Origin of the sequence: Paracoccus sp. J39, from assembly GCF_000518925.1 — a bacterium.
GTDB lineage: Bacteria > Pseudomonadota > Alphaproteobacteria > Rhodobacterales > Rhodobacteraceae > Paracoccus.
Genome location: NZ_JAEN01000018.1, coordinates 57,105 through 80,676, shown reverse-complemented (window position 1 = coordinate 80,676; position 23,572 = coordinate 57,105). Strand labels below are relative to the sequence as shown.

The following is a 23,572-nucleotide window of genomic DNA, read 5'->3' as shown; positions in this document are numbered from 1 at the left end:
GATGGGCACGCGGCGGCTGGTCATCGGCATCTCTGGCGCCTCGGGTGCCGCCTATGGCATCGCGGCCCTGGCATTGGCACGGGAGGCGGGCGTGGAAACCCATCTGGTGGTGTCCCGCTCGGCCCTGCTGACGCTGAACCAGGAACTTGGCCTCAGGAGTGCCGACCTGGAGGGCCGCGCGGACGTGATCCATCCGGTGGCTGATATCGGCGCCAGCATCGCTTCAGGCTCGTTTCGCACCATGGGCATGCTGGTTGCGCCCTGTTCGGTCAGGACCATGTCCGAGATCGCCACCGGCGTCACCTCGACCCTTATGAGCCGCGCGGCAGATGTCGTACTCAAGGAACGCCGCCGGTTGGTGCTGATGCTGCGCGAAACGCCGCTGCACCTGGGCCATCTGGAGACGATGACGCGGCTGACGAAGATGGGCGCGATCATCATGCCGCCCGTGCCGGCCTTTTACGCCAAGCCGCGGGATCTGGACGAGGTGGTGGCCCATTCCACCGCGCGGGCGCTGGACCTTTTCGATATCGACACCGGTGCGGTGCGGCGCTGGAGCGGGTTGAAGGACGCCCTTGCTGGAGAGATGCCATGACCCCCGCGCGCCGTACGGTCCACGGGGTGATGCTAGGCATCATCGTGCTGGATACCGGGTTTCGCCGCCTGCCCGGCGACATCGCCCATGCCGGCACCTGGCCTTTTGCGGTGCAGTTTCGCGTGGTGCGGGGCGTCAGGCCGCGCGACGTGATCGAGGGCGATCCGCGCCATGCCCTGGACGCCTTTCGCGCCGCGATAGACGATCTGGCCGGGCTGGGCTGTTCGGCGATCACCACCAGCTGCGGTTTCCTCGCCGCGCTCCAGGACGAGCTGGTCCGGTATTCTCCAGTGCCCTTCCTGTCCTCGGCGCTGCTCCAGATTCCGTTGATCCAGCGCATCCTGCCCGCGGGGCGGGTGCCGGGGCTGATCGTCTCGGACCCTTCTGCGCTGGACGAGCGGCATTTTCGCGGCGTGGGTGCGCAAGCCGGGCTGCCCATGGCGGCGCTGCCCTTTGATGGGCCGTTGCTGCGCAACATGCGCGAGCAGGCGCCCGAGGTGGACCGCGCCGCGCAGGAGGCCGACATGATGGCCACGGTGGCGGAACTGCTGGACCGTCATCCCGAGGTCGGCGCGCTGGTCTTCGAATGCGCCAACCTGCCGCCCTATTCGGCGGCGGTATCGCGTCGGTTTGGCCTTCCGGTCTTTGATATCGTCACGCTCCTGCGCTGGATGCACCTGTCCTTGCAACCGCCGGACTGGCCGGGATGAGCGTGGCCGGCGAACTGGTCGTCATCGGCGGGGGCCTGATCGGCGCGGCGCTTGCCTGGGGCGCTGCGCGGGCTGGGGCCGACGTGACCCTGCTGGACGAGGGCGACATCGCCTTCCGTGCCTCGCGCGGGAATTTCGGCCTGGTCTGGTTGCAGGGCAAGGGGCTCGGCCATCCTGACTACATGCATTGGTCGATCCGTGCCGGCAGGCGATGGCCCGAGCTTGCCCGCATCCTGGGCGAGGAAAGCGGGATCGATATCGGCTGGCGCGGCGGCGGCGGGCTGCATTTCTGCTGCTCGGCAGAAGAGATGGAACAGCGCCGGGCGCTGATCGCGCGCACCCGTGCCGAAGCCGCCGATATCAGCATCGAATTGCTTGACCGCGAAGCCCTGCGCGAAATCGCGCCGGGCATTGGTCCGCAGGTGCTTGGCGCCTCGCTTTCCGACCTCGATGGCGAGGTCAGCCCGCTGTTCGCCTTGCGCGCCTTTCACGAAGGGGTGGTCCGGCACGGCGGCCGGCTGCGGACGAATTTCTCGGCACGCGAGATCCGGCGGGATCCGCATCGGGGCTTTGCGATCCGCGATGCCTCGGGGGCCGAGGTAACGGGCCGCCGGATCGTCATCTCGGCCGGCCTTGGCGCCGATGCGCTGGCGCGCCAGGTCGGGCTGGAGCCGCGTCTGATGCCCGAGCGCGGCCAGATCGTGGTGACAGACCGGGTGGCGCCCTTCCTGCACCATCCTGCCAGCGCCATCCGCCAAAGTCGCGAGGGCACGGTGCTGCTGGGCAGCACGCATGAGGATGCCGGCTTTTCGACCGCGACCGAGGTCGAGGCCATCGCCCGGCTTTGCCGCATCGGCACGCGGCTGTTCCCGGCCCTACGCGCGGCGCGCCTGGTTCGGGCCTGGGCCGCGCTCAGGATCATGACTCCGGACGGCCTGCCGATCTATGACGAATCGCCCGAGATGCCGGGGGCCTTTCTTGTCACTTGTCACAGCGGGGTCACGCTGGCGAGCCTGCATGCGCTCGAACTCGGCCCCGCCCTGGCCCGGGGCGATCTCGGCCCCGCCCCCCGATCCATGCGGAGTGCGCGCCTTGCCGTTCATTCGACTTGATCCCCTGGCGCCCGAGGCGGGTGCCGAACTGTTCTTCGAAGGCCGCCCGCTGCGCTTCCGGCCCGGAGAGACGGTCGCCGGCGCGTTGATGGCCGCTGGCGTCACGGCTTTTCGCGAAACCCCGGTTTCCGGCGCCGCGCGCGGGCCATGGTGCCTGATGGGGGCCTGTTTCGATTGCCTCGTGAGCATAGACGGCCAGGACAACCAGCGTGCCTGCATGGTGGCCGCACGGGCCGGGATGAGGGTGCGCCGCCAGATCGGTGCGCGGCGCGATGCGGCGGGGGCGGGGAAATGAGCCGCTGGGACGCGATCGTCATCGGCGCCGGCCCGGCTGGGATCGGCGGCGCCAGCCTGTTGGCCGAACGCGGCGCGCGGGTCCTGCTTGTCGACGAGTCGCCCGGCCCGGGCGGCCAGATCTGGCGCGGTATCGAGACCGTTCCCGAAAGCCGGGCCGCTGTCCTTGGTCCCGACTATCGCGCCGGTGCGGCCGAGGTGGCGCGGCTGCGGGCCAGCGGCGCCACGCTCGCCTTCTCGACCGAGGCGTGGCGGGTCGATCCGGACGGCGCGGTCTGGCTCAGGGATGCGGGGGGCCTGCGCCGCGAAGCCGCGTGGCACCTGCTGGTCGCGACCGGCGCGATGGAGCGGCCGGTCCCGCTGCCCGGCTGGACGCTGCCCGGGGTGACCACCATCGGCGGCCTGCAGATCCTGCTCAAGCGCGAGGGGCTGCTGCCCCAGGGGCCGCTTGCGCTGGTGGGGACGGGGCCGCTTGTCTATCTTTATGCCGTGCAATGCCTGACGGCGGGCAAGCGCGATCTGGTGCTGGTCGATACCGCCCGCCCGGCGGCCACGCTTGCGGCTTTGCGGCACCTGCCGCGCGCGTTGCTGGGGCACGGCCCGGCCTATCTGGTCAAGGGCGCGGGGCTCTTGTGGCAGCTGCGCCGGGCGGGGATCGCCGTCCATACCAATGCCCGTCAGATCGGGATCGAACCCGATGGGGACGGTAGCCTCGTTCTGCGCTTTCTCGGCCGCGGCCGGCACAGGCTGCGGCTGTCCCGCATCGGCCTGCACGAAGGCGTCATCCCCGAAACCCATCTGCTGCGCAGCCTGGGGTGCCGGATGCTCTGGTCCGAGGCTGCGGTCGCCTTCCATCCGGCGCGGGACCGCGATCTGCGCAGCTCGCTGGACCATGTCCATGTCGCGGGCGATGCCGGCGGGATCGGCGGTGCCATGGTGGCCTTGCTTGAAGGGCGCATCGCCGCCATCGCCATTCTGGAACGGCTTGGCCATCAGGTCGATCCTCTGCTTGTTTCGGCCACGCGCCGCGCGCGTCGCGCCCATCTTGCCGCGCGCCCGCTGATCGAACGCCTTTACCGGCCTGCACCGGAATTGCTGACGCCCCCGGACGAGGTGGTCGCCTGCCGCTGCGAAGAGGTGCGCTGCGGCGAGATCCGGGCAAGCCTTGCCGTCGGCGCTGCCGGGCCGAACCAGCTCAAGGCGTTCCTGCGCTGTGGCATGGGCCCTTGCCAGGGCCGGATCTGCGGCCCGACCCTGGCCCAGTTGACGGCCCGGATGCGCGGCGTGACCATGGAGGAGGCGGGCTGGCTGACCGTCCGGCCGCCGCTTCGGCCGGTGAGTGTGGGCGAGATCGCCGCGCTTGCGAGCGAGGGAGCATGATGATGCCTGCAAAACCTGAAGGGAAATGCGCCGCCGAGAAGGACGAGGCGACGGAACTCTGGCCCTTCATGCTGCAGGTCTATGCCGCGCCGGGCGTGGCCCCGGTCTGCCTGCGCCTGCAGGAGACATATGGGCTGGACATCCCGCTGTTTCTTGCCGTCCTTCACGGAGCGGTTCTGGGCAAGGCCCTGGATGCCGCCGCCATCCGGGCACTGGACGCCTCATGCGCGCGGTGGCGGCAAGACGTGATCCACCCCCTGCGCCGCATCAGGACGGTGATGAAGTCCGGCACCATCCTGGCCTGGAACCCGCGCATTCCTGCCCTGCGCGAGGCGGTCAAGGCGCAGGAGCTCATGGCCGAACGGATCGAGGCAGAGGTGCTGGAAGCCTTGATTCGGTCGCTTTCACCAACGATGCGGCCTGCCGGCGAGAAACCCTTGCAGGAAGCGGCAAGCCTAGTGCTGGATCTTCAGGCCCCGGACCGCGCCACGCTGCTGCCCGAAGATGCCCGGTATATTTGCGAAATCCTGGCGGGCCCGAAGAAAGGATGCGCAGCGACCTGAGCTAAGCTGTGGTATCCTTGCAAGCCGGCCCCCCAGCGGCTGGCATGTCCCGCCCGCGACATCATACAGATGCGTCACATGCAGCAGCCCTTGATGGTTGCTAGCATGTCGGAGCGATTGCGTTCCCGAAGGTCAGATGCCCGCCAGGGCTCCGCCCATCCACGGCCACTGCCTGGCCGGTAATACAGGCGGCGGCGTCCGAGGCCAGGAACACGCAGGTCCAGCCGACATCCTCGACCTCGCCGATGCGTCCCATCTGGATTCGCCCCGAGGCCTTGGCCTTGCGCGCGGGATCGGCACCCCTGGCACCCCGATAGAGGGGGATGGCGATCCACCCCGGCGCGATGCCGTTCACCCGGACGTTCTGGTCAGCGAATTCGGCGGAAAGGGCACGCACGACCCCGAGCAGGGCGGACTTAGCGACGGTATATCCCATCCATAGGGCAGGCCCATGTAGGAGGCCATCGATGCGGTGAATATGACAGAGCCGCCGCCAGGATCCCCAGAGTGGTAATTCTCTTGCCCACGGCGACGTCGATCAGGAGCGCGACCATCGGGGCGATGTAGGTCGCACCGGACACCCGCACCGGCTCAAGCCTTTCAATAATTACGTAGTAGCTCAGGAAAGCCTCACTTGCTCCCAGCATACCCAGGCCGATGATTGTTCCCGGCAAGGCATGCGCATCCATGGCAATGGTGCCAATGCCCTCGAGATCGGTCAGCAGTAGCAAGGTCACCATCGCCAGTCCGGTTTGCCAGGTGCCAGGGCCAGCGATGGCCGCTTCAGGGGCAACAGGAAGTGCCGGACATGGACGAACGACACGCACAGGCTGATCGTCCCGGCCAGCATCCGCAGCACGCCAAGCGGCGAGACGCCAGCCGTCCCTTCCCAGGGACGCGCATTCAGCACGATCCCGACAAAGCCGAGTTCGACACCCGACGCCATCGGGCGGATCGGTCGATCTCTGCACAAGAACAGGAACGCGCAAAGAAAGGCGAAGATGGGAATGGCGCTGCTGAACAGCCCGGCAATGCTGGTGGGGAACAGGGCGGTCCAGGCAACGAAACCGCAGGAGTAGAAGGTCGTCCTCGGCACCGACATGACGGCAGAATGCGGCAGATGCAAAAACTGGCTGCGGGTGATGACGTCCGACCTCCATGCGATGACCGCCAGCGGCAGAAAGCCGAACAGCACGCGCAGGAACGCAGTCTGTGCCGGCGAGGTCGGGACCGTCGCCCATTTCATGAAGAAGAAGTTCGACCCCAAGACGAGGTCGAGCGCGACAGACGTAAGATATCCGTGACCTTGAGGTTGCAAACCTCGGCGGCGCGAAGGCCGGCCCCGTAGCTGATGCCCAGGGCAGCACGGTACTTCAGTCCCCGCCCGGGCGCCGCGGCCATCAGGTCGCCCACCTCTTCGACGCTGAGGACAGCCGGCAATCTCCGCGGCTTGCTTCGGAACTGCATGTAGCGCTTCATGTTCTCGCGCCCGCAGGTGATGCCGAAGAAGAACCGCAGCGACGAAATCCGCACGTTGAACATCGCTGCCGAGATCCGCGCTCGACAGGGTGACGAAGCTGCCCGCCGAATATCCGGGCTGGATGCTGGAACGCCAGTCGCAATATCGCGCGGCGTTCGCCCCGCAGAAGGGCTGACATTTCTGCGGCGCCTCGCCCGCGCCCATGGGCGGGGTGACGCCGGTGCCGGGCGGCGTCGAACGGTTGAGACTATGCTCGAATCTGATATGATCGAGCATGAAGGAGATGTCGCCATGCCCAACGTCCATCTGACGGAACCGATGCGGGATTATGTCGAGGGCCAGATCAGGTCCGGTGCCTATGCCAACCTCAGCGAGGTCGTGCGCGCTGGGATCCGCCTGCTGATGGAGAAGGACGGCGCAAGACAGTTCTATGCGCTGAAGGCGGAACTTGAGGAAGCTGCCGCTGCAGCCGAGGCAGGGGGCTTCGCGGAGTTCGACGCCCGTGCCTTCGAGCCGGACGCCTTCCGAGGCTGACCCTCCGAATGGCGATCAGGCTATCCGACCTTGCCAGGCAGGATCTGGAGGAGATCCGCCAATATACGGTTGAACAGTGGGGCAGGGAGCAATGGCTGCGCTATTATCGGGGTCTTGCTTCTGCATTCGAGCGGATTGAGCAGGTGCCACTCTCGGGCCGGCCGCGAGATCTGTTCCTGCCGGGGATGCGTTCGCTCAATTACGGAAAGCACATCATCTTCTACGCGCCGATCAAGGCCGCAGGAGATGCGGTTGTCGTGCTGCGGATACTGCATCAGAGGCGGTATCTTCCCGCGCTGGTGTATTACGAAGACATTGAATGAAACGGGGTTTGGGCGCCTTTTCGGTCTTCGGAGCGCCCTTGGCCCGGACGGTGCCAGCACACTTGAAAGTCCGACGAGAAATGGATTTTCTGTTTTTATGCAGGGACTTCGAGCGAGTGTCGGTCTCGGTAGTTGCGGGCCCCCGCAACCAACGATAATTACGAAACCTCCGTGGCATTAAGCGCGGAGGTTTTTCCGTTTCTAAGCCTGGGCTTCCGCAAGCTGCCCGACTGCGCCAGAAGATTGTCCAGCGCCTCGGCTTCCGACAGGAAATCCGGATACTTCTTTCCCGCGGCAAAGCGCAGGATGGCGCCGAGATCGCCGCGCAGCACGATGGCCAGCTCGCCGTCCTCTGGCACCAGCGTCACGTGGTCGCGCCGCCGCCTGCGCGCGGCCGTCCTCGTGCCGCAGGTTCTCCGAAAGCTCCGCGATGCGTTGAGCATAGAGCGCCGCCATGTTCGGGTGCAGCAGGGGTGGGGGTTCGTCGGCGTTGGCCAGCTTCTCCGTCAGCTCGGCCTTGCGCGCTTCCAGCCGCTTCATGTTGTCGACGATGGCCTGGATCGGACCGCCGGCCTTCAGCGCCGCCAGCAGCTTCGACAGTTCGCGGTCGATACGGGGAAGCTCTTCGCGCACGGCGGTCAGATCGGCGCCGCGCTCCATGCGCAGCCGGTTTACCTCCCGGGTGAACTCGGCGCAGAACTCCCGAAACAGCTCCGGCTCCATCAGGTGTTTTTGAGTCCGTTCAGGATCGAGGCTTGGAGCGCGTGACCTGCCCCAGGGTCTTCCTCTCCGCCCTCGCACTCGCCGCCACCGTCATGTTCTGCCTATGACGCGAGAACGAGTCCTGACCCTATGCGGATGAGAACAAATAGCGCACAATAATGCGACTGACACGATCAATCTTCCTTTGAGGAGCCTTTTTCTCCCGTCGAAGTCGTTGAGATCCTGGGCCGCTGCGTCAGTCACGCGCCATGCCGATGGGGGCGTCTGCGTATCTGACAAGACAGCCGCAAAGCTGAGATTGTGGTGACGGTCCGCCAGCGCTTCGAATTGCTCGACAAGGTAGAGGTCACGCGGGGCGGCGTGCGCCGTCGGCACCGACCCGCCGGCGTCGCTTTCTGCGATTTCCCTCCTTCGCCGGCGCGGGCCGTTGGTCCGGATGTCGAATCGTGGCGGAGGAAGAGGCGTCCTGGCACATCGCGCTGCGGGTACCACCGAGCTTTGCGGCGGGGACGCCGCTGCCTTGCCGAATCATGGGAAATGGACTGTTCCAACGGGTCCGGCGACGCAGGACTCGGATCGTCCCCCGTCGGACGGTTCTGGCGGCGTTCTTTCCGCCCAACCGGTCATGCGCGGAAAAACGCCTGTTTTTTCGGGTTTTTTCCGCCATATCCGCCCGGTGCCCCCACGGCGGACGATTCGCTATTGATCCGTCGGGATTGCTGGGCCAATCAATGCGCGAGGTATTAGACATATTGGACTTCGCCGCGCGGAGGCTTTGCAAAGAATCCAGTTTGCCTTATGAACATGAAGGTTCGATTTGCGTCGGCGTCACTGTGTACGAGTTTTTTGTTCCGCGGGCCTTGCGGAGCAAGTTAAGGAGTAATGAGGGGGTTTCTTGCGGATGCCTAAGGCTCTTCCGGTGACGCGCGGCCGAAAATTTTTGCAGGTGCTGGAAGGCGCCCGTACGATCTTTCTGCGCGATGGGTTCGAGGGGGCAAGCGTCGACGACATCGCCCGCGAGGCGGGGGTGTCCAAGGCGACGCTCTACAGCTATTTTCCCGACAAGCGCATCATGTTCATGGAGGTCTTCCGCAACGAGCTTGCGCGCGAGGCCGCCGATGCCAGCGCGCTGATCGAGGTCGACCTGCCGGTCGAGCAGGTGCTGCCCTTCATCGTGCAGATCATCTCGGCGCATATGATCTCGGAATTCGGGCTGCGCATCTTTCGGGTCAGCGTGGGCGAGGCCGAGCGTTTCCCCTCTCTGGCGCAGGAATATTACGAATCCGGGCCGGCGCTGCTGCGCCAGCAGCTCATCGGCTATCTCGACCGTTGCGTCCAGCGCGGCGAACTCAGCATCACGGACCTGGAGCTGGCGGCCGACCAGCTGATCGAGCTGGCGGGCGTGACCATCCACGACCGCGCCCTGTTCCTGGGACCGCAATCGGTGGACAAGGAGCTGCTGCGCAAGGTGAATCGCAGCGCGGTGGCCATTTTCCTGGCCTGCTATGGCAATGGTCGCAAATCGTTGATCGAGGCTGCCGAATAGGTAGCCATGCTTTGATGCAACGCACCGGCGCTTCCTGCGGGGGGCCGCTTCTCATTCCCCTGCGGCCCGCTTATGATGCCGCGGCAGAAATTCTCTCACTGGATGATCGCCCGATGACCCGAGCCCTGATCGCGCTTCTTGCCCTTGCCCCCCTGGCCGCCTGCGCGCCGGCCTATCAGTCCGCGCCCGAGCCGGCTGCCGCCGTGCAGCCGTTGCCGCCCGTCCCGGTGGCCGGCGTCAGCGGACTGGAATCGCGCGAGCCCGATGCCTGCCATGCCAAGAATTACGTTTCGGCCCTGGGCCAACCCGGCACGATCATCCCCAGCCTGGGCGTCACCCGCGAATATCGGGTCGTGGAATATCGCGGCATCGAGCCGCAGGAATACGATCCGCTGCGCATCGTGTTCCGCCTGGATGCGGCCGGCAACATCTACAACATCGACTGCGGCTGACGGATGCGGCGTTTCCTGCTGCTCGTCCCGCTTTGCGCGCTTGCCGCCTGCGTCGAGGCCGAGCCTCCGGCGCAGGCCCCGGGGACCGAGTCCGACAGCTGCAACGCGGCATCCTTCCGCGGCCTGATCGGCCAGCCGCGCGGTGTCCTTGACGGGATGACCCTGCCCGCGGGCACGCGCGTCATTGGTCCGCGCGATGCGGTGACGATGGATTTCCGTGCAAGCCGGATGAATTTCGAGATCGGCGAAGACGGCCGGATCGCCAAGATCGGCTGCTACTGAACCAGGCCCGGCGGTGTCTTCGCCGGTTCGGGCGGCTGTATCTCCTTTGCCTCCGGCAATGCGCACCTTCAATCCTTCGTGGCGAAGTACGAGAATGGCGAGCGGCGGGTCGAGGTGGTGGAACTGGTCGAAATAGCTATAGCGATGGGATCAGACCCCCGCGATATCGTTCAAATCGTGCGAGATGCTGAGGGGCGCCGAGGCCCGTGAACTGGAACTGCGGGCATGTTTTGGGGTCTCCATAAAAATCGCTGCCATGATCGCCTGGGCCGTGGGGGTGCCGAGCGTCTTGGCCGCTGATTCCGCCCCCGTCATCGGCCTGGAGGACGTCCGGGAATATCCCGCGAATATCCCGAGGCGTGCCGCTAAGGGCGATATTGATTCGATGTGTGGCGGGCGCCTCACGGCATCGCATCTGCGTATCTCGTGAGCGCCACCGTTCGTCCATAACGAAGCGACCTGGGAGGGTCACTGTTCCAAACGGGCGAGAGCGGACTGACAACAGCGCAAAGAGCGGCGAATCCGTCGGCAATACATAATATGGCGATCGGCAGGATATCGAGATCCTAGGCAAGAGCGCGTTTGGTCGTCGGATTATGAAACGCGGTAGAGTTCGAGTTCCCGGTATCGCAATTCGCCACCTGGCCCGTTCGAATCGCCCGAATCCTAAGAAAGCCCAGGTTTGCGGGGTTGGAGCAGCTCTGCTCCCAAACGCCGATACCACTCGTTGCTCGAATCATTACCAGCCAATAGCTTGCGGCTGGAGGAATGAAGATTTTGAAATACTATGCGCATACGGGTATTCGTGAGGATCGAAACGATTGGCAATTGCTGGCCGACCATCTCGAGAATACGGCTGCTCTGGCTGCCGGTCGAGCTGCACCCCTTGGGTTGCCGGCGGCGGCGTATATGGCTGGCCTTTTCCATGACTTTGGCAAATATGACCCCGCCTTTGATCGTGTCCTGTCCGGCGAAAAATTGCTTGTGGATCATTCGACGGCTGGGGCTGCCCTGCTGCATGCCCGGACGCCTGCCGGTTTGCGGCCAATTTCTGAAGTGATCGGCTATGCCATTCTGGGCCATCACGCCGGATTGCCTGATCGCCATGGCGGCGACAGCAGTATGGAGCGCCGGCTTGAGACCTTCCGCGACCCGATCGCGCCGGAAATCTCGGCCGCGGCCAGCCCAGATTTTGGCCCGGTTGCCAGGGAGCTGGCTAAGCTGATGCGTCCGGCATCTTGCGGCTTCGACCTGTCGGTCGCGGCGCGCATGGTGTTTTCCTGTCTGGTCGATGCCGATTTCCGCGATACCGAGTCCTTCTATGCCGGGCTGAACGGCACGCGGCCGGATCGCGACTGGCCGGCCCTAGCCGATCTGTTGCCGGAATGGAGAGACGCCTTCGATGCGCATATGGCGGGATTTCGCCAGAATGGCCGCATCAACCGCCTGCGCGCCGAGATCCTGATCCATGTCCGGCAGGCTGCGGCGATGGCGCCGGGGCTTTTCACGCTGACCGTGCCCACCGGCGGCGGCAAGACGCTGGCTTCACTGGGCTTTGCGTTGGACCACGCGGCACGTCATGGGCACCGCAGGATTATCTTCGCGATCCCCTACGCGGGGGCGGGGATCGAAACGTTGCCCTTGCGCGCCTGCTCGGCGTTAATGGTCCGTCGCCCCCCTTCGCGGGGCGGGGATCGAAACGACCTGGAAAAGCGCGTTGCCAGCCTGAATTCCGGTCGCCCCCTTCAGTCGAAAGGGGGCGCAAAGTGAACGAAACTGTAAACGCCGGAATGAGGGGAAAGACCGGAACGGCACAAGCTCTTGAAAAGACTTGGAGGCGGGTACCGGAATCGAACCGGTCTTCACGGATTTGCAATCCGCTGCGTAACCTCTCCGCCAACCCGCCGGAGCCTTGCGTTTGCTAGGGTTTTCGCGGCGCGGGGTCAAGAGGGTTGTTGCGGGCCCGGCGCTTTCCGGCAGACGGCCGGACCGCCGCCATCCCGGCCGTTGGCTCAGCGATAGATATGGTCCCGCCGGAACGGATAGGCGGATTGCGCGCCGGGCAGGTCCGGGGTTGCCAGGGTGGGATCGGGGCGGATCAGCAGGATCTGGTAAAGCGCCACCCAGCCCTGCTCGAAGGCCAGCGCGCAGCCCGCCAGATACAGCCGATAGGCCTGCAGCACCTCGGAGGCGCGGTTCGGCGGCATCGAGCGCGCCAGAACCCGCTCGGCCTCGGGCAGCTGCGCTTCCAGCGCGTCGGACCAGGCCCAAAGCGTGCGCGCGTAATGCGGCCGCAGGTTTTCGGTATCGACCATTTCCAGCCCGGCCTGGGACATGCTGCGGATGGCCTGGCTGACATGGATCAGCTCGCCGCCCGGGAAGATGTATTTCTCGATGAAATCGCCCAGGCCGCCGCCGACCATGGCATCGTCCAGCCCCGAGGCGGCGATGCCGTGGTTCAGCGCCAGCCCGCCGGGGCGCAGCAGGCGGCGCAGGGTCTCGCAATAGGTGCCCATCCTGGCGCGGCCCACATGCTCGAACATCCCCACCGAGGCGAGCTTGTCGAAAGGCCGCCCCGGCTCGAGATCGCGATAGTCGCACAGCAGGATGCGAACCCGGTCGCCCAAGCCCTCCTCGGCGATGATGCGGCTGACATGGTCGAACTGGTTCTGCGACAGGGTGATGCCGGTGGCATCGACGCCGTAATGGCGCGCGGCATGCAGCAAAAGCCCGCCCCAGCCGGCGCCGATATCGACGAAACGCTCGCCCGGGCGCAGGTCCAGCTTGCGGCAGATCAGGTCCAGCTTGGCCTCTTGCGCCTGCGCCAGCGTCATCTGCGGCTCGGCGAAATAGGCGCAGGAATAGACCCGGCGCGGATCGAGCCAGAGCGCGTAGAACTCGTCCGAGACGTCGTAATGCGCGCGGATCTGCCTTGCGTCGCGGCCGCGGCTGTGGCGCAGCACCGAAAGCAGGTGATTGGACAGCCGCTGCCAGGGCTTCGGTGTGACCGGCTGGCCGTCCTGGGGCACCAGCGCCGCGACGATCCGCATCAGGTCGCGCATCGAGCCCTCGATCCGGGCGTGGCCGCGGACGATCTCGTCGCCCAGCCGCCCCAGCCGGGCCGAGGCCAGCGGTGCCAGCGCGGCCATGTCCTTGAAGGTGATGGTGACCCGCGCGTCGGGCGGGCCCAGCCGCCGCCCCGAGGGCAGGCGCACCGCCAAGGGGACCGAGAGCTGTTGCAGTTTCCGTTCGATCAGAGCTTCCAGAGCCGGCATGATCACCTCACGCTTGACTGGCCGCGATTCGGGGGTTTGTGGTTGCGAGGCGCGGCAGCTTGTTCCTGACGGCTGTCCCGGATGTGGCAGCCGGGGCAACTCCGGTGCCATACTAGCGCCGATTCGCCGAAAATGGCCAGAGCCCGGGTGAGAGGTCTGCCGCAGGTTGATCCTGCTGCGCGGAAACGGGTGCCGGAAGAACAAAAAGCGGCCCGAAAGGCCGCCTCTTCGCCGATCCCGAAGGAAGAATTTGGAGCGGGCGATGAGATTCGAACTCACGACCCTTACCTTGGCAAGGTAATGCTCTACCCCTGAGCTACGCCCGCGCTCCGTTCCGATGGCGCTTCGCCTTCGGTGAGGCGTCATTTATGGGAGCGCGCCGGGGGGTGCAAGGGGAAAAATCGCGCGGCCGGGAAAATTTTCGCGCCATGCTCCGGGCCTGCGCGAAAGCCCCCCGCAACGGGCGCGGCGGGCTTGACCGGAGGCCCGGCTTGCCGAAACCTGCCGGCCAGAGGGGACGCCGATGAAACCATCCGACCAGCTTTCCGAATTCGTCCGCCGGGCCATGGCGCAAGGCGGCGACCGCGACGGCATCGCCCGGGCGCTGGCCCATGCCGGCTGGTCCGCGCCCGAGATCGACGAGGCGCTGGAGGGCTGGGAAACCGCCCCCGGCCTGCCGCCGGTGCCGCGCCCGCGCCCCTATGCCTCGGCGCAGGAGGCGCTGCTTTACGGGCTCCTGTTCCTGTCGCTGGGCATGATCGGCTGGCATGTCTGCGAGCTGGGCATGGCGCTGATCGACCGGCTGATTCCCGATCCGGCCGACCGGCCCTATTACGGCCCCGGCAGCTCGGTGCGCTGGTCCATCGCCTCGCTGATCGCCTTCGTGCCGCTGTTCCTGGCGCTCAACCGCCGGGTGGCGCGGATCAGCCGGGGCGATGCCGGGCGGCGGCGGTCGCTGGTGCGCAAATGGTTCGCCTCGCTGACGCTGCTGGTCGCCTCGCTGGTGTTCCTGGCGGACGGGATCTCGGTGATCTATGCCCTGCTGAACGGCGACCTGACCGCGCGTTTCGCCGCCAAGGCCGCGCTGGTGGCCGGAGTCGCGGGGCTGGTCTTCGCCTATTACCGGGACGAGCTGAATGATTAAGGGCTGGGCCGCCTTTGCCATCGCGCTGCTGGCCGCCGTCGCGGTCATCGCCGGGCTGGCGCTGACCGGCGGCCCCGGCCAGGCCCGCAAGGAGCGCCGCGACCGCGAGCGGGAAAGCGACCTTTCGGCGCTGGCCCGGCTGGTGGTCTGCCTGGCGCGCGAGAACGGCGACCGCCTGCCCGCGGCGCTGGCGATCACGCCGCAATGCGACTGGCAGGTGCGGCTGGCCGATCCCTTTACCGGCGACGCCTATCGCTACGAGGTGACGGGGCCGCGCAGCTATCGGCTTTGCGCCGGGTTCGAGCTGCCGCCGCGCCGCCCCTCCGGACCGGCGGCGCGCGACGCGGTGGGCTGCAGCGCCCGCAGCTTCATTCCCGCCGGGCCGCAGCGGCCGGGGGCGGCGGCGACGATTCCCTATCGCGACTAGGCCAGGGGCTTTTCCATATAGATGCGGTGCAGCCCAGCCTCGGTCACGCGGCGGGTTTCGGCATAGCCGAGCCGGGCATAGAGCGCCTGATTCTCGACCATGGCGACATGGGTATAAAGCCGCAGCCGGGGCAGGCCCGCCGCGCGGGCGCGCTTTTCCGCGAAATCCATCAGCCGCCGGCCAAGCCCCAGCCCCTGCGCCCGGGGTGAGACCGCCACGTTCTCGACCAGCAGCGCATCGGGCTGCGGGATCAGCACGATCAGGCCCAGCACCGCGCCGTCCCGTTCCAGCAGATGCGTCCGGCCGGCGGCGATGCGCGCGGCATGGTCGTCCAGCATCGGCCCCGGCTTGCGGCCGATGCGGGGCACGTAATGCGCATAGGCGCTGTTCACCAGCGCCTCGATTCCGGCCAGATCGCCGGCCGTGGCAAGGCGCATGTCGTCGTTGTCCATCCCGTGCCCTCCTGCCTGGGCAGTCTGCGCCGGGGCGGGCGGGCCGGCAAGGGCGCGTCAGCCGGGCAGTTCGTCCAGCGGCCGCGCCAGGTTTTCCGGCGCCAGCGCCGCGGAAAGGAAGCGCGGCAGGCCCCCGGCCAGCCGGGCGAAATCCCCGGGCGGGGTCAGGGTCGGATCGGCCTCGACCAGCAGCTCCAGCCCCCACGCCTCGCCATCGCCGCGGATGGTGATGTTGAAACCGTCGCCCGGCCCGTTCGACAGCACGTGCCGCGTGGTCTCGCAGCCGGCGAAGCGCGCCTCGTCAAAGGGCAGCACGTTGATCAGCGGCGAGAAGAAGAAGCGGCTGCGCGGTTCCATGCCGTAATCCTCGGCGATCTGCTCGATGCGATAGCGGCCATGGCGGCGCAGCTTGCGCAGCCGCGCGCCCAGCCGGGCCAGCGCCTCGGCCAGCGGTTCGCCCGGATGAAGCGTCACGTCCAGCGGCAGGATGTTCACCACCAGCGCCGGGACCGAGACGGCGACGCTGCCCATGCGGCTCATATAGGGCAGCCAGACCGGCATGGCGATGCGGCCCTGCGCATCGCGCTTGTGCGCGGCCGAGCCGTCGCGCAGGCGCAGCGCCGCCCAGGCCGAGCAGAGCACCGTCAAGAGGTCCGGCCAGCCCATGCGGACCGCCTGCGCCTGCCGCATCAGCGCCTCGCGCAGGGCCGAGAGGTCATGCGCGGCCGACAGCGCCTCGGCGGGATAGTCCTCGGAGCCCTTGCGCAGCACCCGCGGGCGCGGCTCGGCTTCCAGCACCGCGGCCCAGTGCCGGCCGTCGGCGGCGTGGCGCGGGCTGGCGCGATAGTCGGTTTCCTCGTTCAGATAGTCGGCCAGCGGGCGCAGCGGCTGGCCGGGATCGGCGCCCTGGACCAGCGCGGCGTAAAGCTGGGCGCAGCGGCGCTCGATCAGGCCCATGGCATAGCCGTCCAGCGCGATGTGATGGCCGCGGTTGAACCACAGGTAATGCCCGTCGGCCAGCCGGATCAGCCATTGCGCCGCGATGGGTTGCGCCAGCAGGTCCAGCGCCGCATCGACATCGGCCTGCATCAGCGCGAAGGCGTGGTCGCGCGCATCGGCGCGGTCCGACAGGTCGATGCGGCGCAGCGCGGGCCGCAGCGCCGGATCGACCCGCTGCACCGGCTGGCCGTCGGCGTTGGTGCGGAAGCGCAACGCCATGATGTCGGTCTCGGCGATGGTGGCCTCGATGGCGCGGGCCAGCGCCTCGGGCTCGGCGACCCCGCGCAGTTCCATGGCATGGGCGACGGTCGAGACCGCCTCGCCGGGGTGAAAGCGGAACTCTTCCCAGAAATCCAGCTGGGCCAGCGTCAGGGGCATCCACAACCCCGCGGCCTGATGATGCGTCATGAAATCCCGTCCCTGTCCCAAGGCTTGACAATGCGAAGCGAGAGAGGGCTGGCTGGGAAACGCCGGGAAGGCGCGGCTGGCTTGCTTCGAGAGAGAAAGCGAGATAAAAATACTCAACTATTAACGCCCGTCAAGGTGCCGTAGGTGCCCTGAGCGGGGCTTTGCCGTCGATAAGGTATTCGCATGATTGAATTCAGCCCCTGGCCGCAGGATCTCGCGCAACGCTATCGCGAGGCCGGCTATTGGATCGACCAGCCGCTGACCCATATCCTCGACGCCCAGCTTGCCGCCGCGCCCGCAGCCGAGGCACTGGTCTGCGGCGACCGGCGCTTCAGCTATGCCGACCTGGACCGGCTGTCGCGCAACCTGGCGGCGCGGCTGGCGCAGCAGGGGCTTGGCCATGGCGACACGGCGGTGGTGCAGCTGCCCAATGTGGGCGAGTTCTACATCGCCTTCTTCGCGCTTTTGCGCATCGGCGTGGCGCCGGTGAATGCGCTGTTCAGCCATCGCCGGCTGGAGCTGACCGAATATGTGCGCCAGATCGCGCCGCGTCTGGTCATCGCCTCGCGCCAGCACGAGCTGTTCCGCGACGACGCCCTTGCCGATGAGCTGCGCGTCGGCGGGGTGGGCCATGTCCTGCTGCTGGGCGAGGACGCGCCCGAACGCAGCCTGACCCATTGGCTGGCCGATGGCCCCGAGCTGCCGGCGGGGGCTGGGCCGACGCCCGCCGATCAGGTTGCCTTCTTCCAGCTGTCGGGCGGCAGCACCGGCACGCCCAAGCTGATTCCGCGCACCCATAACGATTACGACTACAGCATCCGCGCCAGCGTCGAGATCTGCGGCGTCACCTCGGCCACGCGCTTCCTCTGCGCGCTGCCGGCGGGGCACAACTTCACCATGAGCTCGCCCGGCGCGCTGGGGGTGTTCCATGCCGGCGGCACGGTGGTCATGGCCCCCAGCCCCGAGCCGCTGACCTGTTTCGACATCATCGCGCGCGAACGCGTCACCATGGTCCCGCTGGTCCCGCCCGCCGTGGCGCTGTGGCTGCGCGCGGTCGAGGAAGAGCCCGCGCGCCGGGCGCAGATCGGCAGCCTCGACCTGATGCTGGTCGGCGGCGCCAGCTTCGCCGAGGCCACGGCGCGGCGCGTGCCGGAACTGCTGGGCTGCCGCTTGCAGCAGGTCTTCGGCATGGCCGAAGGGCTGGTGAACTACACCCGCCTGACCGACCCCGAGGAGGTGATCTTCACCACCCAGGGCCGCCCGATCAGCCCCGACGACGAGGTCCGCATCCTGGACGAGGACGGCCAGCCGGTCCCCGACGGCACGCCGGGCGCGCTGGCCACCCGCGGCCCCTATACCTTCCGCGGCTATTACCGCAGCCCCGAGCACAATGCGAAGGCCTTCGATGCCGAGGGCTTCTATCACTCGGGCGACGTGGTGGTGCGGCAGGGCGGCAACCTGTGCGTCGTCGGCCGCATCAAGGACCAGATCAACCGCGGCGGCGAGAAGATCGCCGCCGAGGAGATCGAGAACCTGCTGGTCCGCCATCCCGACATCACCCATGCCGCGCTGGTCGCGGCCCCCGATGCGCATCTGGGCGAGAAAAGCTGCGCCTTCCTGGTGCTGCGCGACGGGGCGGGCAAGCTTTCCCCGCCGGCGCTGCGCCGGCACCTGCTGGAACTGGGCGTGGCCGAATACAAGCTGCCCGACCGTTTCCGCTTCCTGCCCGAACTGCCGCTGACGGCGGTGGGCAAGATCGACAAGCGCCGCCTGCGCGACAGCCTGGTGGCCGAAACCGCCTGAAAGGACGAATGATGGATATTGCCGAAAAGACCGATCTCAGCCCCGAATGGCTGGCCGCCCGCGTGGCCGCGATGATCGAGGACGATTGCGAGATCGAGCCGGGCGAGAACCTCGTCCTTTACGGGCTCGATTCGATCGCGGTGATGACCTTTTCGTCCGAGCTGAAGCAGATGGGCATCGAGGCCAGCTTCGAGGAGCTGGCCCGCGAGCCGTCGCTGGACAACTGGTGGGCGCTGATCGCGTCGCGGCTGTAACGGGCTTCAGGCGCGCAGCGTCGCGCCGCCGTCGACATACAGGTCGGCCATGGTGACATGGCCCGCCTGGTCGGACAGCATGAACATCACCGCGCCGGCGATGTCCTCGGGCGTCGCCAGCTTCTTCAGCGGGATGCCGGTGCGATAGGCTTCCAGGCTGCCCTCGATCACCGCGCGCTCGCCGGCGCCGCCGTCCTCGGTCCACATGCCGGTCTGCATCGGCGTCAGGGTCGAGCCCGGCGCGACGATGTTGCAGCGCACGCCCTGCGCCGCCAGTTCCAGCCCCAGGCAGCGGACCAGCATGGTCGCCGCCGCCTTCGAGGCGGCATAGGCGCCCATGTTCAGGCGCGGAATCCCCGCCGCGTTCGAGCTGACCGCGACAATGGCGCCGCCGCCGTTGCGCACCATGGCGCGGCCGAAGGCGCGGGTGACGTTGAAGGTGCCTCGGGCATTGACGCCCATCACCCGCTCCCATTCCTCGGGCGCGATATCCAGCAGCGGCCCGATGCCCAGCACGCCGGCCGCATGGACGCCCAGCCCCAGCGGGCCATGCGCGGCCTCGACCTCGGCCACCAGCGTCTCGACGGCATCGCCGTCGCGCACGTCCAGCGCCCGGTTCTCGGCCCCCGCGACCGGGTTCGCGGCCAGCGCCGATTCGGTATCGCTGGCGACGACCGTCGCGCCGGCGTCCAGCAGCGCGGCGACCACGGCCCGGCCGATGCCGCCGGCCGCGCCGGTGACGATGGCGGTCCGGCCCTGAAATCCGGTCAGGCGCATGACTTCACCTCTTGCGCTTCCAGTGCGGCCAGCGCCTGCCGGGTGGACAGGGCCACGCCGCAGGTGGCGGCGATCCAGCCCATGGCCATGTCCTGTTTCTCGCGCGAGAAATCGGCCTGGGCATCGGCCACGGCAAAGACCTCGATGTCGCGCTGGAACGCCTCGACGGCGGTGGCGAGGCAGCCGATATGGGCATAGACGCCGCAGATCATCAGCTGGTCGCGGCCGCGCGCCCGCATCAGATGCTCCAGGTTGGAACGCTGGAAGGCACTGTAGCGATGCTTGACCAGCACGATGTCGCCCGCGGCCGGGGCCAGTTCGGGCAGGATCTCCTCGTGCTCGGGGACGGCGCTCATGCCCGGCCCCCACAGGTCGGCCTGCAGGCCGCGATCCGGGCGGAACTGGTCGCCCTTCTGCGCGGTGTAGAACACCGGCACGCCCGTCGCCCGCGCCGCATGGATCAGCCGCGCGATATTGCCGACCACCGGCGCCAGCGGCGCGCCCTCGGGATAGGGGCGGCAGAAATAGCGCTGCATGTCATGGACCAGCAGCGCCAGCCGGTCGCGGTCGGGCTGCCAGGGCCCGCGGGCCTTGGGCAGCTCGGCCTCGGTCGGGGGGGCATAGGGGGCGATGCCGGGCAGGGCCATCAGTTCTCTCCGTCCTTGCGCGCCACCCCGGCCAGGCCCGCATCCTGCGGCAGGCCCAAGGCGGCCAGGAAGGCGCCGAATTTCGCGCCGGTTTCGGCGGCCTCGGCCATCGGGTCCGAGCCGGGAACGATCCCCGCCCCGGCATAAAGCCGCGCCTGCCGGCCGCTGATCTCGGCGCAGCGGATGGCGACATACCAGGCGCCGTCGCCGCCCGCCTCGCACCAGCCGACCGCGCCGGCATAGAAATCCCGCGCCACGGGTTCAAGGGCCTTGATGAAGCCCGCTGCCCGCGCCATCGGCACGCCGCAGACCGCCGGCGTCGGATGCAGTGCCGAGGCCAGCACGACCGAGGGCGTGCCCTCGTCCTTCAGCCGCCCCTCGATCCGGGTGCCCAGGTGCCACATGCTGCGGGTCGAGATGACGCGCGTGCCCTCGGGGCAGCCCAGCTCGCGGCACCAGGGCGCCAGCGTGTCGAGGATGGATTCCACCACCAGCGCATGTTCGCGGTGATCCTTGCCCGAGCCGGCCAGCGCCTCGGCGGCAGCGCGGTCGGCGACCGGATCGGCCAGCCGGCGCGCCGAACCTGCCAGCGGATGCGAGGCGATGCTGCGGCCCCGCTTCTCGACCAGCAACTCGGGCGTGGCGCCGCAAAGCGTCCGGCCCTGCGGATGGTCGGGCCCGGCGGGCAGCGCCACGCGGAAGGCCGTGACGCTGCGGTCGGCGCGCAGCCGGGCCATCAGCGCCTCGACTGGGATCGGGACGGCGGATTCGACCAGCAGCGTGCGGGCCAGCACGATCTTTTCCAGCGCGTGGCGGCTGCCGGCCTCTTCGGCCATGATGCCAAGCGCGCGGGCCACGGCGCCGGCATAGTCCCCTGCCGCAGGCTCGGCGGCCAAGTGCCAGTCCGGCAGCGGCAGGCCCTGCGGCGCGATGCCCGTCGGCGCGGGTGCCTCGCCGCGCCGGCATTGCCACAGACAGTCCGCCGCCTCGCGGTCGAAAGGCAGGGCGCCGCCGATCATCTCGCCCGGCGCGGCTGCGGCAAGGGCCGCCGCGACCCGCGCCTCCAGCGTCGCCGCATTGCCGGGGGCGACCCGCCGCGCCGCGCCCCGGCCAAGGATGCGCCCCGAAGGGCCGTCGAAACCGAAAAGGACTGGATCAGGCACAGGCGACGCCGCTTTCTCAGGCGCCTCGGACAGGCGGATGTTCATGATGCATCTCTTTTCAAAGGAATTTCGCCCCGGGCCCGGGTGCCGCCCGCTGCGGGGAAAATGGCGTGGGCTGCGCAGACATGGACGATGCTGCGATCAGATATCCGGGGCAGAACTCTCCTGCGCAGGGTTGGTGACTGACGTCTCGGGTGGCGAACCGCCGCAACCCCCAAGGGGCCGGGCCGGTCGGGTGGATGTCCCGCCCCTCAGCTTCCCGGGCGCAATCTGTCAAAGCACCTCCGGAAAGGCAAGTAAAAAGATCAGGATTATTCCCGGCAGGCGAAATGTCGCAGATTTACCCTGGGGCAGGGCCGGAACCCGGCGCCGGGCAAGGGGGTTGCGGGGCGTGGCAACGGGGAAAGACGACCAGATGACCAGCCAATGCGACCCTGCGGAAGGCCCCGGATTCGAACTGGGCAATGCACGGGTCTGTGCCATCGTGAACATGGGCTCGGGCCGCGAGGCGGGCGAGGACATCGCCGGCAAGTTGCGCGGCGCGCTGCACGGGCGGGTGGCCGCGTTCGAGGTCCGCGGCACCGGCAAGGGCGCCGACCTGCCCGCCATGGCCCGGGCCGCGGTGGCCGAGGGCTTCGACCTGATCGTCGCGGCGGGGGGCGACGGCACCCAGGCCGCCGTGGCCGGAGCGGTCGCGGGCACGCGGGCGGCGATGGCGGTGATCCCCGGCGGCACCTTCAACTATTTCGCCCGCGACCTCGGCTCGGGCGAGACGGTCGAGGCGGCTCTGGCGATCTTCGACGCCCCCCGCATCCGCCGGGTCCATGTCGGCGAAATGAACGGCATGATCTTCCTGAACAACGCCAGCTTCGGGGCCTATCCCGAGATCCTGCGGCGCCGCGAAAGCATCTATCGCCGCTGGGGCCGCTCGCGGCTTGCGGCCTATTGGTCGGCGGTGGTGGCGCTGTGGACCCTGCGCCGGCCGCTGCACCTGACGGTGCGCGCGAATGGCGAAGAGCGGCATTTCACCACCGCGCTGGCCTTCGTGGCGAAAAGCGCCTACCAGCTGGACAGTTTCGGGCTGGAGGGGGCCGATTGCGTGCGCCGGGGCCAGCTGGCGCTTCTGGTGGCGCGGGCCAGGCGGCCGGGGCCGCTGGTGCGCTCGGCCCTGCGGCTGGCCATCGGCAAGACGGCGCGCTATGCCGATTTCGACCTGATCTGCGCCGATGAATTCGAGCTCGAGACCGTGCCGCGCCATGAATACGTCGCCCATGACGGCGAGAAGACCTGGATGGATTCACCCTTTCGCGTCCGCGTGCGGCACGGCGCGCTGAAGGTGCTGGTCCCGGCCGGAAGCGGCGGGCGGGATGCCGGATGACCCGCATCCTGCATCTCTCGGACCTGCATTTCGGGCTGGAGCGCAAGCCGCTGGTCGAGCCGCTGATCGAGCGGATCAACGCCGCCCGCGCCGATCTGGTGGTGGTGACGGGCGACTTGACCCATCGCGGTCGCTCGGCGCAGTTCGCCCAGGCCGCCGCCTTCCTGCGGCGGATCGAATCGCCGCTGCTGGCGGTGCCCGGCAATCACGACATCCCGCTTTATCGGCTGGCGGACCGGATGATGCGCCCCTATCGCCGCTGGCGCCGCGCCATCGCCGAGAATCTCGAGCCGGTCGGCCATGTCGGCCACCTGCGGGTGCAGGGCGTGAACAGCGTCGATCCGATGGCCTGGCAGCGCGGGATCATCACGCCGGCGCAGGTGGCGCGGGTGATCGCCGGGCTGGACCCCGACTGCATCAACATCGTCGCGCTGCACCACCCGATGCAGCAGCGCCCGCAGGTGGACAAGGCGCTGATGCAGGGCGCCCCCGCCGCCCTGGCCCGCTTCGAGGCCGAGGGCGTGCAACTGGTCCTGTCCGGCCATCTGCATCTGTGGTCGATCGGCGCCTTCCTCGGCGACGAGGGGCGGGCGATCCTGCAGGTCCAGGCCGGCACCGCGCTTTGCGACCGCCCCGGCGACCGGCAGAACGAATTCGCCGTGCTGGACTTCGCCGGCCCGGACCTGCTGGTCGAACGCCATGTCGCACCCATGACCGAACCCGGCTTCCGCCCGCCCGAACATCTGCGTTTCACGCGCCGCAGCGGGCTTTGGCGCCCGGCCTGAGATCTTTCTTGGACAAATATCCCGGGGGAGCGCCTTCCCGGCCCCGTCGAGGGGCCGGGAAGGCGC

General features: G+C 68.0%; 28 protein-coding genes, 2 tRNA genes and 1 pseudogene. 18 read left to right on the top strand and 13 right to left on the bottom strand.

Annotated features, from left to right (window positions below; translation table 11 throughout):
• Position 1 precedes the first annotated feature (1 nt).
• From L632_RS0116045 to L632_RS0116020, 6 genes are read left to right on the top strand one after another with little or no spacing between them, the layout of a single operon-like run.
• Positions 2 to 595 (top strand): UbiX family flavin prenyltransferase, encoded by a 594-nt coding sequence (locus L632_RS0116045; RefSeq protein WP_028714761.1) that lies wholly within the window; start codon positions 2 to 4, stop codon positions 593 to 595.
• On the top strand, positions 592 to 1,305 hold the full coding sequence (locus L632_RS0116040) for an aspartate/glutamate racemase family protein (protein ID WP_028714762.1): 714 nt from the start codon (positions 592 to 594) through the stop codon (positions 1,303 to 1,305). The genes L632_RS0116045 and L632_RS0116040 overlap by 4 nt, the downstream gene beginning before the upstream one ends.
• Complete coding sequence (locus L632_RS0116035) at positions 1,302 to 2,417, top strand: FAD-binding oxidoreductase (RefSeq protein WP_028714763.1); 1,116 nt, start codon at positions 1,302 to 1,304, stop codon at positions 2,415 to 2,417. The genes L632_RS0116040 and L632_RS0116035 overlap by 4 nt, the downstream gene beginning before the upstream one ends.
• Positions 2,389 to 2,712, top strand: a complete 324-nt coding sequence (locus L632_RS0116030) for a (2Fe-2S)-binding protein (protein WP_371255994.1) — start codon at positions 2,389 to 2,391, stop codon at positions 2,710 to 2,712. Before L632_RS0116035 ends, L632_RS0116030 begins: the two co-directional genes overlap by 29 nt.
• Positions 2,709 to 4,091 carry an NAD(P)/FAD-dependent oxidoreductase gene (locus L632_RS0116025; RefSeq protein WP_028717122.1) on the top strand — a complete coding sequence of 461 codons (1,383 nt, stop codon included), beginning with the start codon at positions 2,709 to 2,711 and terminating at the stop codon, positions 4,089 to 4,091. Before L632_RS0116030 ends, L632_RS0116025 begins: the two co-directional genes overlap by 4 nt.
• A 2-nt stretch (positions 4,092 to 4,093) precedes the next feature.
• Entirely contained in the window at positions 4,094 to 4,654 is a 561-nt protein-coding gene (locus L632_RS0116020) for a TIGR02444 family protein (protein ID WP_084648125.1), read from the top strand.
• A 100-nt stretch (positions 4,655 to 4,754) separates the two neighbouring features.
• Here L632_RS0116020 and L632_RS22875 read toward each other — a convergent pair whose 3' ends face one another.
• From L632_RS22875 to L632_RS24705, 4 genes and pseudogenes are all read right to left on the bottom strand, one after another.
• Entirely contained in the window at positions 4,755 to 5,090 is a 336-nt protein-coding gene (locus L632_RS22875) for an SDR family oxidoreductase (RefSeq protein ID WP_028714766.1), read from the bottom strand.
• On the bottom strand, positions 5,071 to 5,394 hold the full coding sequence (locus L632_RS24715) for a hypothetical protein (protein ID WP_051416407.1): 324 nt from the start codon (positions 5,392 to 5,394) through the stop codon (positions 5,071 to 5,073). Before L632_RS24715 ends, L632_RS22875 begins: the two co-directional genes overlap by 20 nt.
• Positions 5,388 to 5,900 (bottom strand): DMT family transporter, encoded by a 513-nt coding sequence (locus tag L632_RS24710; RefSeq protein ID WP_051476469.1) that lies wholly within the window; start codon positions 5,898 to 5,900, stop codon positions 5,388 to 5,390. Before L632_RS24710 ends, L632_RS24715 begins: the two co-directional genes overlap by 7 nt.
• A gap of 47 nt (positions 5,901 to 5,947) precedes the next feature.
• Positions 5,948 to 6,196: pseudogene (locus tag L632_RS24705) on the bottom strand (integrase); the annotation flags it as partial.
• A gap of 229 nt (positions 6,197 to 6,425) precedes the next feature.
• On the opposite strand from L632_RS24705, the gene L632_RS0116000 reads away from it, so the two are divergent.
• The gene (locus tag L632_RS0116000; RefSeq protein WP_028714767.1) at positions 6,426 to 6,668 is read left to right on the top strand and encodes a type II toxin-antitoxin system ParD family antitoxin; all 243 of its coding nucleotides are present in this window, start codon (positions 6,426 to 6,428) and stop codon (positions 6,666 to 6,668) included.
• 8 nt (positions 6,669 to 6,676) lie between these two features.
• Positions 6,677 to 6,991 carry a type II toxin-antitoxin system RelE/ParE family toxin gene (locus L632_RS0115995; protein ID WP_028714768.1) on the top strand — a complete coding sequence of 105 codons (315 nt, stop codon included), beginning with the start codon at positions 6,677 to 6,679 and terminating at the stop codon, positions 6,989 to 6,991.
• 201 nt (positions 6,992 to 7,192) lie between these two features.
• On the opposite strand, the gene L632_RS22860 is transcribed toward L632_RS0115995, so the two are convergent.
• On the bottom strand, positions 7,193 to 7,714 hold the full coding sequence (locus tag L632_RS22860; RefSeq protein WP_232215773.1) for a hypothetical protein: 522 nt from the start codon (positions 7,712 to 7,714) through the stop codon (positions 7,193 to 7,195).
• A gap of 901 nt (positions 7,715 to 8,615) precedes the next feature.
• Between L632_RS22860 and L632_RS0115980 the strand changes: the two genes are divergently transcribed.
• The 4 genes from L632_RS0115980 to L632_RS23950 all read left to right on the top strand — a co-directional run bounded on the left by L632_RS0115980 (position 8,616) and on the right by L632_RS23950 (position 11,764).
• Positions 8,616 to 9,260 (top strand): TetR/AcrR family transcriptional regulator, encoded by a 645-nt coding sequence (locus L632_RS0115980; protein ID WP_028717118.1) that lies wholly within the window; start codon positions 8,616 to 8,618, stop codon positions 9,258 to 9,260.
• Between the two features lie 113 nt (positions 9,261 to 9,373).
• Positions 9,374 to 9,712, top strand: a complete 339-nt coding sequence (locus tag L632_RS0115975; protein ID WP_028714781.1) for a hypothetical protein — start codon at positions 9,374 to 9,376, stop codon at positions 9,710 to 9,712.
• Between the two features lie 3 nt (positions 9,713 to 9,715).
• Positions 9,716 to 9,994 (top strand): I78 family peptidase inhibitor, encoded by a 279-nt coding sequence (locus tag L632_RS0115970; RefSeq protein ID WP_028714782.1) that lies wholly within the window; start codon positions 9,716 to 9,718, stop codon positions 9,992 to 9,994.
• 768 nt (positions 9,995 to 10,762) lie between these two features.
• Positions 10,763 to 11,764 (top strand): CRISPR-associated endonuclease Cas3'', encoded by a 1,002-nt coding sequence (locus L632_RS23950; RefSeq protein WP_084648121.1) that lies wholly within the window; start codon positions 10,763 to 10,765, stop codon positions 11,762 to 11,764.
• A 62-nt stretch (positions 11,765 to 11,826) separates the two neighbouring features.
• Here the strand turns inward: L632_RS23950 and L632_RS0115955 are convergent.
• The 3 genes from L632_RS0115955 to L632_RS0115945 form a co-directional block, all read right to left on the bottom strand.
• A tRNA-Cys gene (locus L632_RS0115955) sits at positions 11,827 to 11,900 on the bottom strand.
• Positions 11,901 to 12,006: 106 nt separating this feature from the next.
• A complete protein-coding gene (locus tag L632_RS0115950; RefSeq protein ID WP_028714167.1) occupies positions 12,007 to 13,269 on the bottom strand; it encodes a class I SAM-dependent methyltransferase in 1,263 nt (420 codons plus the stop codon).
• Between the two features lie 251 nt (positions 13,270 to 13,520).
• A tRNA-Gly gene (locus L632_RS0115945) sits at positions 13,521 to 13,595 on the bottom strand.
• 197 nt (positions 13,596 to 13,792) lie between these two features.
• Between L632_RS0115945 and L632_RS0115940 the strand changes: the two genes are divergently transcribed.
• Both L632_RS0115940 and L632_RS0115935 read left to right on the top strand, forming a co-directional pair.
• Positions 13,793 to 14,413, top strand: a complete 621-nt coding sequence (locus L632_RS0115940; protein ID WP_028714166.1) for a DUF5671 domain-containing protein — start codon at positions 13,793 to 13,795, stop codon at positions 14,411 to 14,413.
• Positions 14,406 to 14,840, top strand: coding sequence for a hypothetical protein (locus L632_RS0115935; RefSeq protein ID WP_028714165.1), 435 nt, complete (start codon positions 14,406 to 14,408; stop codon positions 14,838 to 14,840). Before L632_RS0115940 ends, L632_RS0115935 begins: the two co-directional genes overlap by 8 nt.
• Here the strand turns inward: L632_RS0115935 and L632_RS0115930 are convergent.
• Both L632_RS0115930 and L632_RS0115925 read right to left on the bottom strand, forming a co-directional pair.
• Positions 14,837 to 15,292 carry a GNAT family N-acetyltransferase gene (locus L632_RS0115930; RefSeq protein ID WP_028714164.1) on the bottom strand — a complete coding sequence of 152 codons (456 nt, stop codon included), beginning with the start codon at positions 15,290 to 15,292 and terminating at the stop codon, positions 14,837 to 14,839. The genes L632_RS0115935 and L632_RS0115930 overlap by 4 nt on opposite strands.
• 57 nt (positions 15,293 to 15,349) lie before the next feature.
• A complete protein-coding gene (locus tag L632_RS0115925) occupies positions 15,350 to 16,699 on the bottom strand; it encodes a condensation domain-containing protein (protein ID WP_028714163.1) in 1,350 nt (449 codons plus the stop codon).
• 183 nt (positions 16,700 to 16,882) lie between these two features.
• On the opposite strand from L632_RS0115925, the gene L632_RS0115920 reads away from it, so the two are divergent.
• Both L632_RS0115920 and L632_RS0115915 read left to right on the top strand, forming a co-directional pair.
• Complete coding sequence (locus L632_RS0115920) at positions 16,883 to 18,502, top strand: (2,3-dihydroxybenzoyl)adenylate synthase (protein WP_028714162.1); 1,620 nt, start codon at positions 16,883 to 16,885, stop codon at positions 18,500 to 18,502.
• A gap of 11 nt (positions 18,503 to 18,513) precedes the next feature.
• Positions 18,514 to 18,756: a phosphopantetheine-binding protein gene (locus tag L632_RS0115915; RefSeq protein ID WP_230377962.1), complete on the top strand. Its 243-nt coding sequence runs from the start codon at positions 18,514 to 18,516 to the stop codon at positions 18,754 to 18,756.
• Positions 18,757 to 18,762: 6 nt separating this feature from the next.
• On the opposite strand, the gene L632_RS0115910 is transcribed toward L632_RS0115915, so the two are convergent.
• The 3 genes from L632_RS0115910 to L632_RS0115900 are packed head-to-tail and all read right to left on the bottom strand — an operon-like array spanning position 18,763 to position 21,343.
• Positions 18,763 to 19,533, bottom strand: a complete 771-nt coding sequence (locus L632_RS0115910) for a 2,3-dihydro-2,3-dihydroxybenzoate dehydrogenase (protein ID WP_028717116.1) — start codon at positions 19,531 to 19,533, stop codon at positions 18,763 to 18,765.
• Entirely contained in the window at positions 19,524 to 20,180 is a 657-nt protein-coding gene (locus L632_RS0115905) for an isochorismatase family protein (protein ID WP_028714159.1), read from the bottom strand. The genes L632_RS0115910 and L632_RS0115905 overlap by 10 nt, the downstream gene beginning before the upstream one ends.
• Positions 20,180 to 21,343 carry an isochorismate synthase MenF gene (locus L632_RS0115900; RefSeq protein ID WP_232220988.1) on the bottom strand — a complete coding sequence of 388 codons (1,164 nt, stop codon included), beginning with the start codon at positions 21,341 to 21,343 and terminating at the stop codon, positions 20,180 to 20,182. The genes L632_RS0115905 and L632_RS0115900 overlap by 1 nt, the downstream gene beginning before the upstream one ends.
• Positions 21,344 to 21,758: 415 nt before the next feature.
• On the opposite strand from L632_RS0115900, the gene L632_RS0115895 reads away from it, so the two are divergent.
• Both L632_RS0115895 and L632_RS0115890 read left to right on the top strand, forming a co-directional pair.
• Positions 21,759 to 22,721 carry a diacylglycerol kinase family protein gene (locus tag L632_RS0115895; RefSeq protein ID WP_028714157.1) on the top strand — a complete coding sequence of 321 codons (963 nt, stop codon included), beginning with the start codon at positions 21,759 to 21,761 and terminating at the stop codon, positions 22,719 to 22,721.
• The gene (locus L632_RS0115890; protein ID WP_028714156.1) at positions 22,718 to 23,506 is read left to right on the top strand and encodes a metallophosphoesterase; all 789 of its coding nucleotides are present in this window, start codon (positions 22,718 to 22,720) and stop codon (positions 23,504 to 23,506) included. The genes L632_RS0115895 and L632_RS0115890 overlap by 4 nt, the downstream gene beginning before the upstream one ends.
• Positions 23,507 to 23,572: the final 66 nt, after the last annotated feature.

Bases quoted from the DNA above. Each gene is read 5' to 3' on its own strand.
- L632_RS24715 (WP_051416407.1), bottom strand. From the start codon at position 5,394: ATGGTGACCTTGCTACTGCTGACCGATCTCGAGGGCATTGGCACCATT.
- L632_RS0116025 (WP_028717122.1), top strand. From the start codon at position 2,709: ATGAGCCGCTGGGACGCGATCGTCATCGGCGCCGGCCCGGCTGGGATC.
- L632_RS0116040 (WP_028714762.1), top strand. From the start codon at position 592: ATGACCCCCGCGCGCCGTACGGTCCACGGGGTGATGCTAGGCATCATC.
- L632_RS0116045 (WP_028714761.1), top strand. From the start codon at position 2: ATGGGCACGCGGCGGCTGGTCATCGGCATCTCTGGCGCCTCGGGTGCC.
- L632_RS22875 (WP_028714766.1), bottom strand. From the start codon at position 5,090: ATGGGATATACCGTCGCTAAGTCCGCCCTGCTCGGGGTCGTGCGTGCC.
- L632_RS0115980 (WP_028717118.1), top strand. From the start codon at position 8,616: ATGCCTAAGGCTCTTCCGGTGACGCGCGGCCGAAAATTTTTGCAGGTG.
- L632_RS0115935 (WP_028714165.1), top strand. From the start codon at position 14,406: ATGATTAAGGGCTGGGCCGCCTTTGCCATCGCGCTGCTGGCCGCCGTC.
- L632_RS0115940 (WP_028714166.1), top strand. From the start codon at position 13,793: ATGAAACCATCCGACCAGCTTTCCGAATTCGTCCGCCGGGCCATGGCG.
- L632_RS0115975 (WP_028714781.1), top strand. From the start codon at position 9,374: ATGACCCGAGCCCTGATCGCGCTTCTTGCCCTTGCCCCCCTGGCCGCC.
- L632_RS23950 (WP_084648121.1), top strand. From the start codon at position 10,763: ATGAAGATTTTGAAATACTATGCGCATACGGGTATTCGTGAGGATCGA.
- L632_RS0116000 (WP_028714767.1), top strand. From the start codon at position 6,426: ATGCCCAACGTCCATCTGACGGAACCGATGCGGGATTATGTCGAGGGC.
- L632_RS0115905 (WP_028714159.1), bottom strand. From the start codon at position 20,180: ATGGCCCTGCCCGGCATCGCCCCCTATGCCCCCCCGACCGAGGCCGAG.
- L632_RS0115925 (WP_028714163.1), bottom strand. From the start codon at position 16,699: ATGACGCATCATCAGGCCGCGGGGTTGTGGATGCCCCTGACGCTGGCC.
- L632_RS0115950 (WP_028714167.1), bottom strand. From the start codon at position 13,269: ATGCCGGCTCTGGAAGCTCTGATCGAACGGAAACTGCAACAGCTCTCG.
- L632_RS0116035 (WP_028714763.1), top strand. From the start codon at position 1,302: ATGAGCGTGGCCGGCGAACTGGTCGTCATCGGCGGGGGCCTGATCGGC.
- L632_RS24710 (WP_051476469.1), bottom strand. From the start codon at position 5,900: ATGAAATGGGCGACGGTCCCGACCTCGCCGGCACAGACTGCGTTCCTG.
- L632_RS0115930 (WP_028714164.1), bottom strand. From the start codon at position 15,292: ATGGACAACGACGACATGCGCCTTGCCACGGCCGGCGATCTGGCCGGA.
- L632_RS0116020 (WP_084648125.1), top strand. From the start codon at position 4,094: ATGCCTGCAAAACCTGAAGGGAAATGCGCCGCCGAGAAGGACGAGGCG.
- L632_RS0115910 (WP_028717116.1), bottom strand. From the start codon at position 19,533: ATGCGCCTGACCGGATTTCAGGGCCGGACCGCCATCGTCACCGGCGCG.
- L632_RS0115890 (WP_028714156.1), top strand. From the start codon at position 22,718: ATGACCCGCATCCTGCATCTCTCGGACCTGCATTTCGGGCTGGAGCGC.
- L632_RS0115995 (WP_028714768.1), top strand. From the start codon at position 6,677: ATGGCGATCAGGCTATCCGACCTTGCCAGGCAGGATCTGGAGGAGATC.
- L632_RS0115895 (WP_028714157.1), top strand. From the start codon at position 21,759: ATGACCAGCCAATGCGACCCTGCGGAAGGCCCCGGATTCGAACTGGGC.
- L632_RS22860 (WP_232215773.1), bottom strand. From the start codon at position 7,714: ATGGAGCCGGAGCTGTTTCGGGAGTTCTGCGCCGAGTTCACCCGGGAG.
- L632_RS0115970 (WP_028714782.1), top strand. From the start codon at position 9,716: ATGCGGCGTTTCCTGCTGCTCGTCCCGCTTTGCGCGCTTGCCGCCTGC.
- L632_RS0115915 (WP_230377962.1), top strand. From the start codon at position 18,514: ATGGATATTGCCGAAAAGACCGATCTCAGCCCCGAATGGCTGGCCGCC.
- L632_RS0115920 (WP_028714162.1), top strand. From the start codon at position 16,883: ATGATTGAATTCAGCCCCTGGCCGCAGGATCTCGCGCAACGCTATCGC.